The sequence below is a fragment of the Stenotrophomonas sp. ZAC14D1_NAIMI4_1 genome, assembly GCF_003086775.1.
In the GTDB taxonomy this organism is placed as follows: Bacteria; Pseudomonadota; Gammaproteobacteria; order Xanthomonadales; family Xanthomonadaceae; genus Stenotrophomonas.
In genome coordinates, this window is record NZ_CP026001.1 from 1,111,259 (window position 1) to 1,129,454 (window position 18,196).

Below are 18,196 nucleotides of genomic sequence, written 5' to 3' on the forward strand. Positions count from 1 at the left end.
CCCGCGCCGATGAGTGAAGGGATTTCCCTGTTCGGCATCCGCCACCACGGCCCGGGCTGCGCGCGCAGCCTGCTGGCCGCGCTGGATGCGTTGCAGCCGGACTGCGTGCTGATCGAGGGCCCGGCCGGTACCGAGGACCTGTTGCCGCACGTGCTGGATGCGGCCATGCAGCCCCCGGTGGCCCTGCTGTCCTACAGCGTGGACGACCCGCAGCTGGCGGTGTTCCATCCGTATGCGCTGTACTCGCCGGAATGGCAAGCCCTGCAATGGGCCGCGCGCAATGCGGTCGAGGTGCGCTTCATGGACGTGCCACCGGCGTTGTCGCTGGAGTGGCTGGAGCAGACGCGGCAGGCGCCGCCGCAGGACGAGGATGCCGAGGATGCCGAGGCAGACGATGCTGCTGAGGCCGCCGCCGAGGAGGCCGCCGAGGAGCGACCGGCCGATCCGCTGGACTGGCTGGCACGGGTCGCCGGCCACGCCGATGGCGAAGCGTGGTGGAACCACATGGTGGAGGAACGCGGCGACGGCCAGGGGCTGTTCGAGGCGATTGCCGAAGCGATGACCGCGCTGCGCGAACACACCCCGGATTATCCCGGCCGCCGCGGCGAGCAGGAAGCGATGCGCGAGGCGCACATGCGCGCGGCACTGCGCGCGGCAAGCAAAAGTTTCAGCCGCGTGGCCGTGGTCTGTGGCGCGTGGCACGTGCCGGCACTGCAGCCGGCGGCGCTGCGTGCCAACAGTGCGGCCGCCGACAACCGCCTGCTGAAGGGCCAGAGCCGGCGCAAAACGCAGAGCACGTGGGTGCCGTGGACCTACCGCCACCTGAGCGCAGGCAGCGGCTACGGCGCCGGTGTCGATGCACCGGGCTGGTACGACCACCTGTGGCGCAATGCCGGGGTGCATGGCCAGCGCGCGGTGGGCTGGTATGCGCGGGTAGGCCGCCTGCTGCGCGAACACGGCCTGGACTGCTCGTCCGCGCACCTGATCGAAGCGACACGCCTGGCCGATACCCTGGCGGCCCTGCGCGGGCGCCCGGCGCCTGGCCTTGAGGAGATCGACGAGGCCAGCCGCAGCATCATCTGCAATGGCGACGACGCGCCGATGCAGTTGATCCGCGAGCAGCTGCTGATCGGCAATGCGCTGGGCCAGGTGCCTGACGGCGTGCCGGTAGTGCCGCTGCAGCGTGACCTGGAAGCGCAGCAGAAGCGCCTGCGGCTGAAGCCCGAGGCACTGGAGAAGACCCTCGACCTGGACCTGCGCAAGGACAACGATCTGGCCCGCAGCCATCTGCTGCACCGCCTGCGCCTGCTGGGCATTGAATGGGGCCGGTTGGCGCGTACCGGCCACGCTGCACGCGGCACCTTCCACGAGCTCTGGCAGCTGGCCTGGCAGCCGCATTTCCTGGTGGCGCTGGTGGAAGCCAGCCGCCATGGCCAGACGCTGGTGGATGCGGCGTCGAACCTGGCGGTCAGCCAGGCACGCGCAGCGGCTGACCTGCCGGCGTTGTCCGAACTGGTCGACCAGGTGCTGCTGGCCGATCTGCCGCAGGCCGTGCAGGCCATTGCGGCCGAACTGGAGGCGCGCGCGGCCACCGATGCCGATCCGCTGGCCCTGCTTGGCGCGCTGCCGCCGCTGGCCAACATCCATCGCTATGGCAACGTGCGGCAGACCGAGGGCGTGCAGGTCGCGCACCTGTTTGACAGCATGCTGGAACGCGCGGTGATCGGCCTGTCGCTGGCGCTGACCGGCCTGGACGAAGCACGCGCGGAAGCGGCGCGCGAGGTGGTGCTGGCTGCCGAGCGGGCGATCAGCCTGCGCGACGATGCCGACGGCCGCGATGCGTGGCGGCAGGCGCTGCGCCGCGTCGCGCTGTCGCAGGCCAGCACGGCACTGCTGCGTGGTGTCAGCCTGCGCCTGCTGTTCGATACCGGCGCGCTGGACGCCGGCACCGTGCATACCCAGTTGCAGCAGCAGCTCTCGCCGGGTGCCGAGCCGCTGCAGGCCGCGCAGTGGCTGGATGGCTTCCTCAACCGCAACGCCACCGTGCTGCTGCATGACGATGCGGTGTGGCGGATGATCGATGACTGGGTGGTGAGCCTGGATGAAACCCAGCTGGTGCGCGTGCTGCCGCTGGTGCGGCGCACCTTTGCCGCGTTCGAGGCGGCTGACCGCCGCGACCTGGGCACCCGGGTCGCGCGGGCCACTGTGACGAAGGCGGTGGCCAGCGAGGCCCCGGACTGGAACCTGGCACGCGCCGAGCGCGCGCTGCCGATGCTGCGCGAACTGTTGGGGATTGCCGGATGAGCACGCCAGACGACCTGTCCAATGACACAGCGGGCCAGCTGCCCACCACGCGCGAACAGCGCTGGCGGCTGATCCTGGGCCAGCAGGCCGATGGCAGCTGCGGCGCACTGCCCAAGCCCTTGCAGGGCATCGACCAGGCGCTGTCCGCGCTGTACGAACCGGAGGGCCAGGGCGGCCTCAACCGGCGTGGCGGGCGCGGTGGATCGGCGCCGAACGTGGCGCGCTGGCTGGGCGACATCCGCCGCTACTTCCCTTCCTCGGTGGTGCAGGTGATGCAGCGCGATGCCCTGCAGCGGCTCAACCTGACCCAGATGCTGCTGGAGAAGGAAATGCTCGAACAGGTGCAGCCGGACGTGCACCTGGTGGCCAACCTGATCGGCCTGAGCCAGGTCATCCCGGCGGAGACCAAGGACACCGCGCGCATGGTCGTGCGCGCTGTGGTGGACGACCTGCTGCGGCGGCTGGAAGAACCCATGCGTTCGGCGGTGACCGGTGCGCTGGACCGTGCCCGCCGCAACCGCCGGCCGCGCCTGGCCGAGATCGATTGGCACCGCACCATCCGCAGCAACCTGCGGCACTGGCAGCCGGAACTGCGCACGGTGGTGCCACAGGAACTGGTGGGTTACGGGCGCAAGGCGCGCAAGCCGCAGCGCGAGGTGCTGCTGTGTATCGACCAGAGCGGCTCGATGGCGGCCTCGGTGGTGTATTCGAGCATCTTCGGTGCGGTGATGGCCTCGCTGCCGGCAGTGTCCACCCGGCTGGTGGTGTTCGACACCGAAGTGGTGGACATGAGCGAGCAGCTGGACGACCCGGTCGATCTGCTGTTTGGCGTGCAGCTCGGCGGCGGCACCGACATCCATCGCGCGGTGAGCTATTGCCAGGGGCTTATCCGCGAACCACATGGCGCGATCCTCGTGCTGATTTCCGATCTTTACGAAGGCGGAGTGGAGGACAAGCTGCTGGCGCGCGCGCACGAGCTGGTGGAGTCGGGCGTGCAGTTCATCGTGCTGCTGGCGCTGAGCGATGAAGGTACGCCGTCCTACGACCAGCAGCTGGCAGGCAAGCTGGCCGCATTGGGCGTACCCTCGTTCGCCTGCACGCCCGATGCGTTCCCCGGCCTGATGGCCGCGGCCATCCGGCGCGATGACATCAACCAGTGGGTCGGCGCCAATGGCCTGCTGGCGACCCGTGGCCGCTGACGCGGCGCAATGACCGAACCCGATTGGATTCCACCGCATGACCCCCGCTGTCCATCACCGCCTGCGCATTGCCGGCGACCAGTACACCGGCCAGAAAGTGGTCGACCAGCAGTTCCACGAATGTGATTTTTCCGGTGCGGATCTCACTGCCACCGAATTCGTGAACTGCAGCTTCTACGATGCCGAAAGCCGCACCGGCTGCCGTTTCAATGGCGCCACGCTGAAGGAAGCCAGCTTCCGCGGCTGCGACATCAGCATGTGCCACTTCAACTTCATCAAGGCCCTGGGCCTGGAAATCAGCGAGTGCCGTGCGCAGGGCGCGGATTTCAGCAACGCCAGCTTCATGAACCAGATCACCACGCGCACCTGGTTCTGCAGCGCCTTCATCAAGAAATCGAACCTGCGCTACGCCAACTTCTCGCGGGTGACGCTGGAGAAGTGCGAGCTGTGGGAGAACCGTTGGGATGGCGCCAACCTCAGCGGCGCCAGTTTCGCCGGCTCGGATCTGTCGGCCGGGCAGTTCGAGGGTGTCGACTGGAGCAGTGCCAACTTCACCGATTGCGACCTGACCGGTTCGGAACTGGGCGACCTGGACCTGCGCGTGGTCAACCTGCGCGGGGCGCGGCTGGATGTGCAGCAGGTGGCATTGCTGATGCAGCGCATCGGCATCACCGTGGTGCCGTAATGCCGTGGCGCGATGTGGCGCCTTACCCGGCGTACGCCACCCAGCCCTTGAAACTGAAGCCGGCATAGAACAGCTCCACGCCGTCGAAGCCGGCCTGTTGCAGCAACGCCACTTCCTGCTCGGGTGACTGCAGCGGCAGCCGCTCGATCATGACCTCGATCGTGCGCTGGGCATCGGCGTGGTTCACCCCGGACGCCTCGGCGAAGGCCAGGTAGCGCTGCAGCCAGCGGCGCTTGCCTGCTTCATCGGCCGGTACGCTGTGGTGGGCCACCACCAGCGGCGCACCCGGACGCAGGCGCCGGTGCAGCTCGCGCAGCGTGTGCAGCCGCTGCGCGGCATCGAGGAAGTGCAGCGTCAGCAGGCAACTGGCGCCATCAAAACGCACGTCGGGTGCATCGTCGATATAGCCTTCCAGCAGCTCGACCTGCGCCATCAGCGGCCCCAGCGTCTGCTCGGCAAGCGCCAGCATCGGTGCGGCCGGGTCCACGCCCAGCAGCTGCCAGCCCGGATGGGCTTCAGCGAAGGTCTTCAGTTCCAGGCCGCCTCCGGCGCCCAGCACCAGCACGCGTCCCTCGCGGGGCACATGTTCGGCCAGCAGCAGCTGGCTCATCTGCTGCAGGGCGAGGAAGCCCGGCACCTGCCGCAACGGGCCCTCGGCGTAGCGGGCGACGGCCTGCGGATCATTGAAGGTCGACATGGGGCGTTCCTGCGGCAGGGGGGACAATCCACTGTAGCGTGCTCGTCAAGCCGACACGCCTGGAAAACGTCAAGCGTTTCAGCGCAGCGCCCGCGCCAGTACCTGCCAGATGCGCGGGTCCTGGCATTGCGAGACATTGAAGCGCACATAGTCGGCCACGCGCTGCGACTGGCTGAAGGCATTGCCTGGTGCCAGCACCACGCCTTCGCGCAGGCACTGCCGGGCCAGCGCGGCGGCATCGCGGCCATCGGGCAGCTGGCACCACAGGAACAACCCGGCTTCGGGCAGCAGCCAGGGCGTGATGCCCAGGCGCTGCACCTGCCGCAGAGTGTGCTTGCGGGCATCGGCCAGGCGCGCACGGATGGCCTGCATGTGCCGGCGATAGCCGCTGTCGGTCAGCGCGATCTGCATCAGGTGTGCAGCCAGGTGGCCGCCGCCGAAGCTGGTGGCCAGCTTCAGGTCGACCAGCGCGTCGATCCAGTCCGCACGCGCCGCGATGTAGCCACAGCGCGAAGCGGCCGACACGGTCTTGGAGAAGCTGCCGACATGGATCACGCGTGACAGCCCGTCCAGCGCGGCCAGGCGCGGGGCAGGGCGCAGCTCGAAGTCGGCGAAGATGTCGTCCTCGACGATGGTCAGCCCGCTGCGCTCGGCCAGGCCCAGCAGCCGGTGCGCGGTGGCCGCCGACAGCACCGCGCCGGTCGGGTTGTGCAGGCCGGAATTGGTGATGTACAGCCGCGGCGCGTGTGCCTGCAGGGCCGCCGCGAAGGCCTCCAGGTCCGGGCCGCTGTGCGTGTAGGGCACGCCGATGGCCTGCACCTGGTGCGCCTTCAGCAGCGCGTGGTAGTTGAAGTAGCTGGGGTCGTCGACCAGCACGCTGTCGCCCGGCTTCAGCAGCAGCCGGCAGACCAGATCCACCGCGTGCGTGCCCGATTCGGCCAGCAGCACCTGGTCCAGCGGCACTTCGATACCGAGGCCGGCCGCGCGCCGCTGCAGCGACTGGCGCAGCGCCGGCAGGCCGAGCGGGCTGGCGTAGTCGGTGAGTGCGGAAGGCTCGGCGCGCGCCATGCGCCGCAGGCCGCGGCGCAGGCCATCCTGGTACAACCATTCGCTGGGCATCCAGCCGCAGCCGGGCTTGAGGTGTTCGGCAGGGGTTTCCAGTGACTGCCGCGAGACCCACAGCGGATCCACCGCGCGATCCAGGCGCGGCTCGATGGCCGCCAGGGCCAGCGGCGGCAGCGGCCCGGCCACGTAGAAGCCGGAGCCGGCACGCGCGGCGATCACGCCTTCGGCAGCGAGCCGCTCGTAGGCCTCGACCACGGTGGATACCGAAACCCCCATGGCCGCTGCCTGTGCACGTACCGAAGGCAGGCGCGCGCCGGGGCCATCCTGGCGGGCGGCGATGCGCGTGCGTACCGCATGGATGACGCTGTCGATACGGCTGGGAGATCCGGACATGGTGGTGACTGTGTGGGAAGTGTGACCAGTACAGTTACTTGCGACTGTACTGGATTGTAGCTGGGTGGCAGGGCGCGGCAATGGCCCAATGGCGGCCCGGGCCACGCGTGGCCCTTCGCAAACGGATGTCAGCGTGGAACGGTCGGCAAGCGGGTGGATCAACGGCTTCATCGGTGTGGTGATCTTTGCCGGCTCGCTGCCCGCTACGCGGCTGGCGGTGCTGGAGCTGGATGCCGGCTTCGTGACTGCCGCGCGCGCCAGCATCGCCGCACTGCTCGGCCTGGCCCTGCTGCTGGCCCTGCGCCAGCCCCGGCCGGCGCGCGCGGACCTGCCCGGCCTGGCCATGGTCAGCCTGGGCGTGGTGGTGGGTTTTCCGCTGCTGACCGCGCTGGCCCTGCGCCAGGCGTCGTCCGCGCACACCATCGTCTTCGTCGGCCTGTTGCCACTCAGTACTGCGCTGTTCGGCGTGCTGCGCGGCGGTGAGCGGCCACGACCGGCGTTCTGGCTGTTCTCGCTGCTGGGCAGCGCCTGCGTGGTCGGTTACGCGGCACGCAACGGCATCGAAGCGTCGCTGCAGGCCGACCTGCTGATGCTGGCGGCGATCGTGGTGTGCGGCCTGGGCTACGCCGAGGGCGGGCGCCTGGCGCGGCGCCTCGGCGGTTGGCAGGTGATCAGTTGGGCGCTGCTGCTGGCCCTGCCGGTGATGCTGCCGCTGACGGTGATGATGCGCCCGCCGTCGATGGCGGCCATCGGTGCACCGGCGTGGTGGGCACTGGGCTACGTGGCGGTATTCAGCATGCTGGTCGGCTTCCTGTTCTGGTACCGCGGCCTGGCCCAGGGCGGCATTGCCGCCGTCGGCCAGCTGCAGTTGCTGCAGCCATTCTTCGGCCTGGCGCTGGCGGCGCTGCTTTTGCATGAAACGGTCAGCGCCGGCATGCTGCTGGTGACCCTGGCCGCCGTGGCCTGCGTGGCAGGGGCACGCCGCTTCAGCCGCTGAAGGCAGCGCAAGCCCCGTGGCACGCTGTGTGCCGGCCTGCGATGTCGCCTGGCACCTGCCATGGGCAATAATGCGGTCTCTGCCTGAGCATGGATCGCGATGTAGATGACGGCCTCCGGATCGCCCGCTGACGATGGCGCCACCACGCTGCTGCGGCGCTGGAGCACGGGCAACGATCTGTCCGCGCGCGACCGCCTGCTGCAGATGCTGTACGCGCAGCTGCGCGGCATGGCAGCAGTCCGGCTGAGTGGCGATGCGCCCGGCCTGCTGCAGCCCACCATGCTGGTGAACGAGGCGCTGATGCGCATGCTCGACCCCGGCACGGCCTACAACGATCGCGTGCACTTCCTGGCCCTGGCCGCATTGAAGATGCGCAGCGTGATGGTCGACCACGCACGTGCGATGGGCGCGGCCAAGCGTGGCGGCGATCAGCTGCATCTCACCCTGGGCCACGCCGATCGCGAAGGCGTGGAGGACCAGGACGCCGTGGACGTGCTGGCGCTGGATGCGGCGCTGCTGGCCTTGGCCGATGTGGATGCGCGCGCCAGTTCCACGGTCGAGTGGATGTACTTCGGCGGCATGCGCCGCGAGGAAATCGCCGCAGCACAGGGCGTGTCGGTGCCGACCGTCGATCGCGACCTGCGCTTCGCCAAGGCCTGGCTCAAGCGCCACCTCGGTGGCACGCCTGCGGGGGATGCCAGCACATGAGCAGCGCAGTGGACTGGCGCGCGGTGCGCGCGCTGTTCGATTCGGTCTGCGAACTGCCCGAGCCGCAGTGGGAGCGCGAGCTGCATGCATTGACCGGCGACGCAACGCTGGTGCACGAGACGCTGGCCCTGCTGCGTGCACAGACCCAGGCGCTGGGCGGCATGCAGCGTTCGATCGATACGGTGCTCGCTTCGCTGGATGCAGGCGATACCCAGGTGGGGCAGCTGATCGGGCCGTGGCGGCTGGTGCGCCTGCTCGCGGCCGGCGGCATGGGCCGGGTGTTCCTGGCCGAGCGCGCCGACCAGCTGTATCGCCGCCAGGTGGCGATCAAGGTGATGCGGCGCAGCTTCGATCCCGCGCTGGCGCAGCGGCTGCAGGCCGAAAGCCAGATCCTGGCCGACCTGCAGCATCCCAACATCGCCCGCCTGTATGACGTCGGCCGTGCGGCCGCCGACCAGCCCTACCTGGTGATGGAATTCATCGACGGGCAGCGCCTGGACGAAGCCTGCCGCGCGCCGGACATCACCCTGGCACGGGTGCTGGGTCTGTTCTGCAAGGTCTGCCGCGCGGTGCAGGCCGCGCATGCGCAGGGCGTGATCCACTGCGACATCAAGCCGGCCAACGTGCTGGTGCGCAGCGATGACGAACCGGTGCTGCTGGATTTCGGTATCTCGCGGCTGATGGATGACGGCAGCAGCGAGGCCGGTGCCTACGCCACGCCGCGCTATACCAGCCCGGAGCGGCGCTCGGGGCGCCCGGCGGCGGTGGCCGATGACATCTACAGCCTCGGAGTGATGCTCGACGAGCTGCTGGCGCTGGGTGGGCCGGCGGTGCGCCTGCACGCCGACCTGATGGCCGTGGCCGCCCGTGCACGCGCACTGGTTGCCGCCGATCGTTACGCATCGGTGGATGCGCTGGCCGAGGACGTGGTCCGGTTCCAGCAGCATCGTCCGGTGCGCGCGCGGCGGCCCAGCCGCGTGCAGCGCGCACGCCTGTTCCTGCGCCGGCAGTGGCGCGCCTCGGCGGTGGCGGCCTGTGCGCTGCTGGTGGCGGTGGGCTTCGTGCAGCGCATCGGCGATGCGCGGGCACGCGCGGAAGAAAACGCGGCGGCCGCGTCCAGCATCGCCGACGTGTTGGTGGCGGCCTTCGATTCGGCCGAGCCGGGCATCCGTGGCGACCGCCCGATGACCGCGCGGGAGGTGCTTGATCTCGGTGCGCTGCGGATCGAGCAGGATCTGTCCGCCTCGCCGCTGGTGCGCGCCCGCCTGCAGGCCGCGCTCGGCCGTGCCTACCGCAACCTGGGGCAGCCGCGCGAAGCCGGCGCGCTGCTGCAGGGCGCCGTGCAGGGCCTGCGCGAGGCCGGTGCACCGGCGCACGAGATTGCTGCGGTGGAAGCGGCACGGGCCCTGCTGCAGGTGGAGGACGGCCAGCAGGATGCCGCCCTGCAAGGGGCACGCCGCGGGCTGGCGTTGCTGGAACAGGATGACGACGTCGGCGTGCGTATCGACCTGCTCAATGCGATGGGGCGTGCCCACGCCAGCCGCGAGCACTTCGAGGAGGCCAACACGGCCTATGCCGAAGCACTGGCCCTGGCCCGCAGTGGCACGGGCGCGGCGTTCGATGCGGGCCGGATGACCACGCTGTCCAACCTGGGCACGCTGTACCGGTCGCAGGGCAGGTTGCCGCTGTCCGAGGAGACGTTGCGCGAAGCGGCGGCCATCGGTGGCGATGCCTCGCCCCTGCACGGGCCGGCGCGCCTGCGCGTGCTGCGCTCGCTGGTCTACACGCTGCTGGCGCAGGGGCGTGCCGACGAAGCGATGCGGCTGGCCGAGCAGACCTTCGCCATCACCCGCCAGTTGTTCGGCATCGACAGCAGCTATACGGCCTCGGCCGAAGCCGCGCTGGCCGGCCAGTATCTCGATCTTGGCCGCTATGGCGAATCGCAGCAGCACTTCGATGCGGCCATCGCCACCAGCGCGCGGGTGGATGGGGCCGACAGCCTGGCGTACGCCGGCATGGTGTATGGCCGGGCGATCATGGAAGAGGCGCGCGGCGACCTCGCGCTGGCCGAGCAGGGCTACCGGCAGACGCTGGCCCTGCACCAGCGCCTGCTGGGCACGCAGCACCCGCGCAGCCTGGACGTGCAGATGGTGCTGGCACGTCTGCTGATGCGTGCGGACCGTACCTCCGAAGCCGAGCCGTTGCTGCGCGAAGTGGGCGTGGTGTGGCGGCGTACCCTGGCGGCCGATTCACAGCAGCTGGTGACGCTGGAACTGGTGGAACTGGAGTGGCTGACCCGTGCCGGCCGCATCGCCCAGGCGCGGGAAGCGCTGGCCGCATTCGATCGGCAGCATCCTGCGCCGGTGCCGAGCCTGGCGCTGCGCCAGCAGATGCAGTCCGCGCTGTTGGCACAGCGGAGTGGTGCCGCTGATGCCGCCGCGCGCTGGGCGACCGTCGTGGCCACCTTCGAGCGCTTCTACGGTGCCGACTCCACCGCCACGGCGAAGTGGCGCATTCCGTATGCGGAAAGCCTGCTGCAGTCCGGCAACGCGGCATCGGCCGCGGCCCAGCTGCAGCGCGCCCGCCCGCAGCTGGTCGGGCTGTCGCCGCATTCGGAGTTCCTGCTGCGCGCGGCGGCCCTGGACGCGCAGCTGGCCGACACACAGGTTGCCCGGGCGCGATAGGTTCCGCGCGGTTTCTCCGGTTGTTCCATGACAGGCATCCGCACTGCATGGACAACAGGGGAAACGCAACATGCGCAATGATCGACTGGCCCAGCGCCCGGAGAAAACCAACCGCGGGCTGCTGCACCGCTTTGCCAAGGCCTACGGCAAGGCGCGCGAGTGGCACTGCTCGCGCCTGCGCGCATCGGTGGTCGGGCTGCGTTTTGCGGTGTGGGGGGATAGCGGGCGCTTCACCTCGCATGGTGGCTGGCGCGTGTCGCGCATCAGCCGCAGCGATTCGGAAGCCTGAGCCCGTGGTTGATACGCAACGGCTATCGTGCGCGTGGACAATCGGTATTGGCCGCAGCGCGGGCGCATCGCCCATGCTGCGGCGGATGAAACCTTCCCTCGTATCCTTTGAAGGCCAGGTCGGCCTGGTGACCGGCGCGGCCGGCGGTCTTGGCCTGGCGTACAGCCGCCTGTTGGCACAGCGTGGCGCGCATGTGGTGATGCATGACGTGGGCGCCGGCCTCGATGGCCGCGCCAGCGATCCCAACCGCATCGGCGACGCCGTGGCCGCCCTGCAGGCACAGGGCCTGTCGGTGGAGGCGGCCTCCGGTGCGATCAATGCGCGCGTGTGCTGCCACGCGCTGGTGCGCGAACTGCTGCAACGGCATGGGCGCATCGATTTCATCGTGCACAACGCCGGCTGGGTCGCGTACGAACTGCTTGAGGCGGTGGATGACGATGCCTTGGAGCAGATGCTGCGGCTGGCCGCCAAGACGCCACTGTGGCTGGCCCAGGCCGCCTGGCCGGCGATGCGCGACGCTGGCGGCGGCCGCATCGTGGTGACCACCTCCGACCGCGCGCTGTACCCGCAATACGCGCAGAAAGGCTTGGCGGGCTACGCGATGGCGAAGATGGCCGCGCTGGGGCTGGTCAACGTGCTGGCACTGGAGGGCGCCGAGCACGGCATCGTGGTCAACGCCGTTTCGCCGGTGGCAAAGACGCGCATGTGGGGCGTCGACGGCGAGCCCGACGAGCTGCACCCCGATGCGGTAGCCAGCGGCGTTGCCTTCCTGGCATCGACGCGGTGCCACGAAGGGGGCTGGGTGCTGCGCGCCAGTAACGGGCAGTTCCATGCGCTGCGCCTGCAGGAAGCCGAACATGTGGGCTACCCGCGCGACCTGCGCGCGGTGGCGGCTGACAGCATCGAGGCGGTGGCCCTGCAGTGGCCGGTGATCGCACGGCCGAGTGTCGACGCACGCGGCTGAGCGCGTACCCTAGGCAGCCCCCCGCTGCCCGTGCCGAGATGATCGATCTGCGCCTGCTCCGCCAGTTCGTGGCGGTGGCCGAAGAACTGCATTTCCATCGCGCCGCCGCGCGCCTGCACATGTCGCAGCCACCGCTGACGGCGGCGATGCGGCGGCTGGAGGATGACGTGGGCACGCGCTTGATCGTGCGCGGCAACCGCACGCTGGGGCTGACCGCCGCCGGGCAGACCCTGCTGGTGGAAGCCCGTGCCACGCTGCAGCAGGCCGGGCAGGCGCTGCAGCGCACCCGTGAAGCGGCGGCCGGGCAGATCGGCAGCCTGCGCGTGGGGTACGTTGGCAGCGCCCTGTACGGTCGCCTGCCGGGCCTGATCCGGCAGTTCCGCCAGGCGTTTCCGCAGGTGCAGCTGCACCTGCATGAGGCCACCTCGCGGCAACAGCAGCAGTGGCTGCGCGAAGAGCGCATCGACCTGGGCGTGCTGATCCCACCCATTCCGTCCACCGAGCTGGCGCTGCAGGGGTTCGACCAGGATCGCCTGGCCATCGCCCTGCCGCGCACGCACCCCCTGGCGGAGTGCCCGGCGCTTACCGTGGCGATGCTGGCCGAGCAACCGTTCGTGTCCTGGCCGGCGGGCGAGGGCATTGGCTTCCACGCCCAGGTGCTGGGCCTGTGCACCACCGCAGGCTTCACCCCGCGCGTGGTGCAGGAGGCGCAGGGCATGCACGCGGTGCTGTCGCTGGTGGCGGTGGATGCGGGCGTGGCAATCGTGCCGGCCAGCATGGCCAGCTTCCGTCCGCAGGAAGTGGTGTACCGCGTGATCGACGGCGCCGAGGCGGCGTTCGAACTGCAGTTCTGCACGCGGCAGGGCGTGGCTGGGCCGGTGCTGCAGCACTTCTTGGCACTGGCCGCCCAGCAGCATCTGTCGTGATCGACATTGCGGCGTGTCTTTGCCGCGCCGGTGGTGCCTGAAATACCGGTCGCAACGCGTTGCGACGCCGGTGCGCGGGCACTGCAGGACAAGGGCTTCAGCGCGTCGCATTGGCGATTCGCACATTCCTGAGGCGGGTCTGCGGATAAGCCCTACAGCCAACGTCGGCACGCGCCGTCAGCATCCCTTCGCCGGCCTTCGTGGCTGGCTGGGATTGGCGTCCCAGAAAACTCTGGCGCGTGTCCGGAGGCTGTTCAGGGAGGACGGCTTCCGGACGGCGCGGCCCGCTGGTCCGTGGCGGGTGATGCGTGGGGATCATCCCGATCCGCCGGTCCGCTCCAGAGTCTTCCGGTACGCCAACCCGCATCGCCCGCCGCCCATCCACGCCGCAGCGTGGGTGTGAGCGCTGCAGCTCTGTGCAGGCAGAGCGCACCTCATCTGGGGAGTGGCGGCGGGCGGTGCATTCTTCGCAGGCCTGGACTATGGCAGCAGGTCACGCGCCATGCGGAAGACATCGGTGACCGCGTACAGGCCGCTGTGCCGGGCAAGGTGCGCGTTGTCCGGCCCCTGCGCGATGCCGCTGGCCAGCAGACGGAACTGGTGGGCAGGGTCGGGCTGGTACTGCAGCCCATACAGCGCATGCCGGTCCACGTACGCCCGGCCGTCGTTCAGCCGTTCGCCACGGGCGACGACGCCCTGCAGGTGTTCCCATGCCAGCGGCGTGTCCTGCACGATGTCGTAGAACTCGACGATGGGCGCACCCTGGCTGACCTCCCGTACATGGAAGGCATGGTGGCGGTCGCCCACCTGCATGCCGACCACGTCACCGGCGCGCCACGCGGTGTGCGCTTTCGCCTGCGAGGGGCGGCGTGCCGGCATCAACGCGGGGCTGCGCAGCAGGGTTTCGATGTCCGCACTGCGGCGATGGAAGGTGTCATTCAATGCCACGGCGGCATTCAAGGCGGCGATCGCCGCAACCGCTGCGTCGGTGAGTTCCGCGTCGGCAAAGCCTTGGCGATGCAGGCACACCGCCAGCGCCAACGCGGTCTTGTGGACATACAGCGGCGCCACCTCGGCCGGGTCGGCCTGCAGGATGCAGTTCCAGCGCAGCAGTACGTTTTCCATCACCTCTGCACCGATCTGCGCAGGCTCGCGCTCGGCTGCCGCAGGGCCGAGTCGCGCCCAGTGCGCGCAGCGCTTGACGTCGCCATCGATGGCCTCGACCAGCCCGGCGGCGGCAAGCAGTTTCAGTACGTCCAGGTGTTTGATCGCCATGTGCGCAACTGCTTCCAATGCGGCTGCCCAGTCTATCGAGCACGGAACAGGTGTTCGACCAGGTAATCGATGAACACCCGCAGCCGCGCGCTGGGCAGCTGCTGCTGGGGCGCAGCGAGGTGTTGCACGAAACCAGTGCGGAACGCGCGTGAGTCGCCCGGCATGTCATCGTCGTGTCGTCAGGGACTCACGCGGTCCATGCCGCCGCAGGCCTAGAGTCGATCATCCCCGTCCCCCACGGAGATCCGCCATGTGGCTGCTTGATCATCTCTGGCCCAGCCGCCGTCCGCTGCCGCCGCCGATGGCGGTCGACCCGCCGCCGCCGCCGCGCAGGCCCTGGCTGAAGCGCCCCGTACGGGCAGGGCGCAGCGGCATGGCACCGTGGCAGAAGGTCACCCCGGCCATGCGCCGCACGCGCCACTAGGCAGTCTGGTCGGCCGGGTGGTTGACCCCGTCGTTGACCGGGATGATGCCCAGCGCGAAGGGGTCGATGCCTTCCAGGCAGGCCACGTTGTAGCCGTACTGGTCCGGTTTGGAGCGGCGCCGGTGATGGGTGTAGATGCCGCAGATCCCGCAGAAGTAATGCTCAGCCACGTGGGTGTTGAACTGGTACAGGCGCAGGTGGTCCTGGCCGCGCACCACCTGCAGCCCCTCGCGGGTGACGCTGGCGGCGATGGCGCCGCGGCGCCGGCACATCGAGCAGTCGCAGCGGCGCGGGTCGACGATGCCGTCGGGCAGGTCCAGCAGCAGCTCGACCGCGCCGCAATGGCAGGTGGCGCGGTGCCGGGCCTGTACCGCAACACCGGCTACAGATGTGATTCCCATCGCTGTTCCCGAAGGTGGTGACCCGGCCAGTATGCGCTGCCCCGGCGGCCGGCGCCCGTTGCTGAATGGGCCGGTGATGCCAGCGTCAGCTCGCTTGTGGCTAACTATGCCGCCCCCCGAACGCGACAGGATGCCCGTGAGAGCCGCAGGACGTTGGATGACAGGATGTGCCATGGCGCTGCTGGCGCTGTGGATGGCCGGCTTGTTTGCCTACCAGCTGCCCGGGCCGGGCTGGCTGTCGGCGGGCGTGGCCGGGCTGTGGCTGCTGGCGGCGCTGTGGACCAGCTGGACAGTGGCGCGCGGTATGCAGACCCGCCGCTGGAGCGGCTTCTACGTGGCTTCGGTGGTGCTGGCCGGCCTGTGGTGGCTGCTGCTGACCCCGCGCCAGGACCGCGACTGGGCCGACGATGTGGCGCAGCGCCTGCACGTGGCGTCCTTCGATGGCCGCCACGTGGTGCTGGACAATGTGCGCGACTTCACCTGGCGCAGCGAGACCGACTACGACGCGCGCTGGGTGCGCCGCGAGTACGACCTGGACCAGCTGCGCTCGGCCGATCTGGTGCTGTCCTACTGGATGGGCCCGGCCATCGCCCACACGCTGGTCTCGTTCGGTTTCGACGATGGCCGCCACCTGGTGTTCTCGCTGGAGATCCGCAAGGAGCGCGGTGAATCGTTCTCGGCGCTGGGAGGCTTCTTCCGCCGCTTCGAGATGACCCTGGTGGCCTCGGAAGAGACCGACATCCTGCGCACGCGCACCAATGCGCGGGGCGAGGATGTCTACCTGTACCGCCTGCATGGCCTGGACCGCAGCCAGCTGAAGGCGCTGTTCGCCGCCTACCTTGATGAGGCCAGGCAGCTGGATGCCGCGCCGGCCTTCTACAACACGGCCACCAGCAACTGCACCACGATCGTCTTCGACCTGGCCCGGCACATCGCCCCGGGCCTGCCGCTGGACTACCGCCTGCTGCTGTCCGGCTACCTGGCCGAGTACGCACAGGATGTCGGTGCGCTGGCGCCCGGCGTGCCGTATGCCGAACTGCAGGCCAAGGGCCGCATCACCGAACGCGCGCTGCAGATGGCGCCGGGCGACAACTTCTCCGCCGTGATCCGTCGCGGCATTCCCGGCACCGGGCAGGATCCGCAGCCATGACCTTCGTTTCCCCGATCCGCTGGCAGCGCGTGCTGCCGGCGCTGCTGGCGGTGTGCGTCCTGCTGGCAAGCAGCGGTTGCGCCATGGTTACCGTCAAGCAGGTGGCCTCCAGCGATTCGCTGGTGAACAAGCGCGCTGACGTGCTCAACACCGGCAAGCTCAGCCCGGCCTCGCGCGAGACGCTCAGCGCCGCCGGCCTGGATGAATCGCAGTGCGAGAAGGACTTCCTGGTCTGCCGCAGCACGCTGTTGATGACAGACGACCTCAATGTCGAGCAGCGGCTGTCGACGCTGTCCGAACTCTGGGTCAAGGCCGCACTGGCGCTGACCCCGAAGAAGCATGCCGCCGGCGAGCCACCGATGAGCGATGCCGCGCTCGACGCATGGCTGGAGGCGGCGCGTTACGGCTACGCCTACCTGTTCTTCAGCGGTCGCTCGCCCTCCGACCGCGCGTTCGAAGACCGGCAGACGCAGGTGCGCGACTACTACAACTACGCGGCGGAAAAGGCTGCGGTGGTGCTGTTCGCGCGTGCGCGTGCGGCGGCGCTGGCCGGCGAGGACTACACCCGGCCGATGTCTGCCGGCAGCTGGACGTTGGCCGCCAACTACCAGCAGCTGGCGCTGAAGAGCATCCCGTCGCAGCTGGTGCCGGCCGGTACGGTCAGCTTCGTCGGCCTGCGCAGCACCTACCGCCGCGATGGCTTCGGTGCCGAGCTGGTGATGGTGATGGACCCGCCGAAGCTGGTGGTGCCGGTGGTGGCAGCCGATGGCCCCAAGGCCGAACCCGCGGCGGACGACGATGACGCGGCACGCGGCCGCCGCCATCGGCATGACGACGGCGTGCCCGAGTTCAGCGAGATGTCCTCGATCAACGTCACCGCGCTGCTGCGCTTCGAAGGCGACAGCCTGGACGATGTGATGCGCACGCGGCGGGTCGAACTGGATGCCTACTCGCCGGAAGCCACCGAACGCATCACCCTGCATGGCGAGCAGGTGCCGCTGGCCGGCAACTTCACCGCGGCCTACGGCCTGTGGCTGGCGCAGAGCGGGTTCGCCACGCAGTCGCTGCGCACGCTGTTCGGCCTGAGCGAAGGCATCGGCGAACCGCACATCTACCTGATGCAGCCATGGGACCCGAACCGCCGCATCATCTTCATGCTGCACGGGCTGGCCAGCAGCCCCGAAGCCTGGGTGAACCTGGCCAACGAGATCATGGGCGACCCCGAGCTGCGCCGGCAGTTCCAGGTGTGGCAGGTCTATTACCCCACCAACGCGCCCATCGCCTTGAACCGCTACGAGATCGCCACTGCCTTCAACGATACGTTGAAGCACTTCGATCCCAACGGCAGCACGCGTGCGTCGAAGGACATGGTCTACATCGGCCACAGCATGGGCGGCGTGCTGGCGCGGCTGCTGGTGAGCGATTCGGGTGATGTGCTGTGGAACGACCTGCTGGCCAACTACGACCTGAAAGGGGAGCGCCTGAAACGCGTGCAGAGCAAGCTGGGGCCGCTGCTGCACTTCAAGGCACAGCCGGAGGTGGAGCGCGCGATCTTCATCGCCGCCCCGCACCAGGGCACCGATATCGCCGGCAACAAGGTCGGCCGCCTGATCGGGCGGCTGGTGCGCCTGCCGCTGACCATCCTGGGCAAGTTCGAGGATGTGTTCCTGGCGCTGGCGCAGGCCGAGCAGCAGGTCGATGGCACCGCCAAGCCGAAGATCCCCAACAGCATCGACAACCTCAAGGCCAGCGATCCGTTCGTGAAGGCGGCCGCGCAGCTGCCGATCGAGCCGGGCCTGAAGTACCACTCGATCATCGCCCAGCGCAAACCGGAACTGCCGCTGGAGAAATCCGACGATGGCCTGGTGCCGTACTGGAGCGCGCACCTGCCGGGCGCGCAGTCGGAGAAGGTGATCATCTCCGGCCACAGCGTGCAGGAAAGCCCGCAGGCGGTGCTGGAAGTGCGGCGCATCCTGCACCGTGACATCGACGAAGTGGGGGCCGACGAATCACCCTGATCGCGGCGCTCGCCGGG

General features: G+C 69.4%; 17 protein-coding genes. 12 read left to right on the plus strand and 5 right to left on the minus strand.

Annotated elements, in window-relative coordinates:
• Positions 1 to 9: 9 nt before the first annotated feature.
• Genes C1927_RS05120 through smqnr form a run of 3 tightly spaced genes read left to right on the plus strand, consistent with a single transcriptional unit; the run spans position 10 to position 4,188 of the window.
• Positions 10 to 2,304: a DUF5682 family protein gene (locus C1927_RS05120; RefSeq protein WP_108746072.1), complete on the plus strand. Its 2,295-nt coding sequence runs from the start codon at positions 10 to 12 to the stop codon at positions 2,302 to 2,304.
• On the plus strand, positions 2,301 to 3,503 hold the full coding sequence (locus C1927_RS05125) for a VWA domain-containing protein (protein ID WP_108746073.1): 1,203 nt from the start codon (positions 2,301 to 2,303) through the stop codon (positions 3,501 to 3,503). Before C1927_RS05120 ends, C1927_RS05125 begins: the two co-directional genes overlap by 4 nt.
• A 37-nt stretch (positions 3,504 to 3,540) precedes the next feature.
• Positions 3,541 to 4,188, plus strand: a complete 648-nt coding sequence (gene smqnr, locus C1927_RS05130) for a SmQnr family pentapeptide repeat protein (protein ID WP_108746074.1) — start codon at positions 3,541 to 3,543, stop codon at positions 4,186 to 4,188.
• Between the two features lie 22 nt (positions 4,189 to 4,210).
• On the opposite strand, the gene C1927_RS05135 is transcribed toward smqnr, so the two are convergent.
• Together C1927_RS05135 and C1927_RS05140 are read right to left on the minus strand one after the other, a co-directional pair.
• On the minus strand, positions 4,211 to 4,885 hold the full coding sequence (locus C1927_RS05135) for a class I SAM-dependent methyltransferase (RefSeq protein WP_108746075.1): 675 nt from the start codon (positions 4,883 to 4,885) through the stop codon (positions 4,211 to 4,213).
• A gap of 78 nt (positions 4,886 to 4,963) precedes the next feature.
• Entirely contained in the window at positions 4,964 to 6,343 is a 1,380-nt protein-coding gene (locus C1927_RS05140; protein WP_108746076.1) for a PLP-dependent aminotransferase family protein, read from the minus strand.
• 133 nt (positions 6,344 to 6,476) lie between these two features.
• Between C1927_RS05140 and C1927_RS05145 the strand changes: the two genes are divergently transcribed.
• From C1927_RS05145 to C1927_RS05170, 6 genes are all read left to right on the plus strand, one after another.
• Positions 6,477 to 7,340, plus strand: coding sequence for a DMT family transporter (locus tag C1927_RS05145; protein WP_108747773.1), 864 nt, complete (start codon positions 6,477 to 6,479; stop codon positions 7,338 to 7,340).
• Positions 7,341 to 7,445: 105 nt separating this feature from the next.
• On the plus strand, positions 7,446 to 8,048 hold the full coding sequence (locus C1927_RS05150; protein ID WP_108746077.1) for an ECF-type sigma factor: 603 nt from the start codon (positions 7,446 to 7,448) through the stop codon (positions 8,046 to 8,048).
• Positions 8,045 to 10,732 (plus strand): serine/threonine-protein kinase, encoded by a 2,688-nt coding sequence (locus C1927_RS05155; protein WP_108746078.1) that lies wholly within the window; start codon positions 8,045 to 8,047, stop codon positions 10,730 to 10,732. The genes C1927_RS05150 and C1927_RS05155 overlap by 4 nt, the downstream gene beginning before the upstream one ends.
• A gap of 70 nt (positions 10,733 to 10,802) precedes the next feature.
• The gene (locus C1927_RS05160) at positions 10,803 to 11,021 is read left to right on the plus strand and encodes a hypothetical protein (protein WP_079220866.1); all 219 of its coding nucleotides are present in this window, start codon (positions 10,803 to 10,805) and stop codon (positions 11,019 to 11,021) included.
• Positions 11,022 to 11,106: 85 nt separating this feature from the next.
• Positions 11,107 to 11,985 carry an SDR family NAD(P)-dependent oxidoreductase gene (locus C1927_RS05165; RefSeq protein ID WP_108746079.1) on the plus strand — a complete coding sequence of 293 codons (879 nt, stop codon included), beginning with the start codon at positions 11,107 to 11,109 and terminating at the stop codon, positions 11,983 to 11,985.
• Between the two features lie 38 nt (positions 11,986 to 12,023).
• Positions 12,024 to 12,911, plus strand: a complete 888-nt coding sequence (locus tag C1927_RS05170; RefSeq protein WP_108746080.1) for a LysR family transcriptional regulator — start codon at positions 12,024 to 12,026, stop codon at positions 12,909 to 12,911.
• A 480-nt stretch (positions 12,912 to 13,391) separates the two neighbouring features.
• On the opposite strand, the gene C1927_RS05175 is transcribed toward C1927_RS05170, so the two are convergent.
• Positions 13,392 to 14,186, minus strand: a complete 795-nt coding sequence (locus C1927_RS05175) for a hypothetical protein (protein ID WP_108746081.1) — start codon at positions 14,184 to 14,186, stop codon at positions 13,392 to 13,394.
• Positions 14,187 to 14,218: 32 nt separating this feature from the next.
• Positions 14,219 to 14,350 (minus strand): hypothetical protein, encoded by a 132-nt coding sequence (locus C1927_RS21795; RefSeq protein ID WP_301553987.1) that lies wholly within the window; start codon positions 14,348 to 14,350, stop codon positions 14,219 to 14,221.
• A gap of 86 nt (positions 14,351 to 14,436) precedes the next feature.
• Between C1927_RS21795 and C1927_RS21315 the strand changes: the two genes are divergently transcribed.
• A complete protein-coding gene (locus C1927_RS21315) occupies positions 14,437 to 14,610 on the plus strand; it encodes a hypothetical protein (protein WP_159095296.1) in 174 nt (57 codons plus the stop codon).
• On the opposite strand, the gene C1927_RS05180 is transcribed toward C1927_RS21315, so the two are convergent.
• Positions 14,607 to 15,011 (minus strand): GFA family protein, encoded by a 405-nt coding sequence (locus tag C1927_RS05180; RefSeq protein WP_108746082.1) that lies wholly within the window; start codon positions 15,009 to 15,011, stop codon positions 14,607 to 14,609. The genes C1927_RS21315 and C1927_RS05180 overlap by 4 nt on opposite strands.
• Before the next feature lie 172 nt (positions 15,012 to 15,183).
• Here C1927_RS05180 and C1927_RS05185 point away from each other — a divergent pair, with 172 nt between their 5' ends.
• On the plus strand, positions 15,184 to 16,161 hold the full coding sequence (locus C1927_RS05185; RefSeq protein ID WP_108746083.1) for a DUF4105 domain-containing protein: 978 nt from the start codon (positions 15,184 to 15,186) through the stop codon (positions 16,159 to 16,161).
• Positions 16,158 to 18,179 carry an alpha/beta hydrolase gene (locus C1927_RS05190; protein WP_108746084.1) on the plus strand — a complete coding sequence of 674 codons (2,022 nt, stop codon included), beginning with the start codon at positions 16,158 to 16,160 and terminating at the stop codon, positions 18,177 to 18,179. Before C1927_RS05185 ends, C1927_RS05190 begins: the two co-directional genes overlap by 4 nt.
• The last annotated feature ends 17 nt before the right edge of the window (positions 18,180 to 18,196 follow it).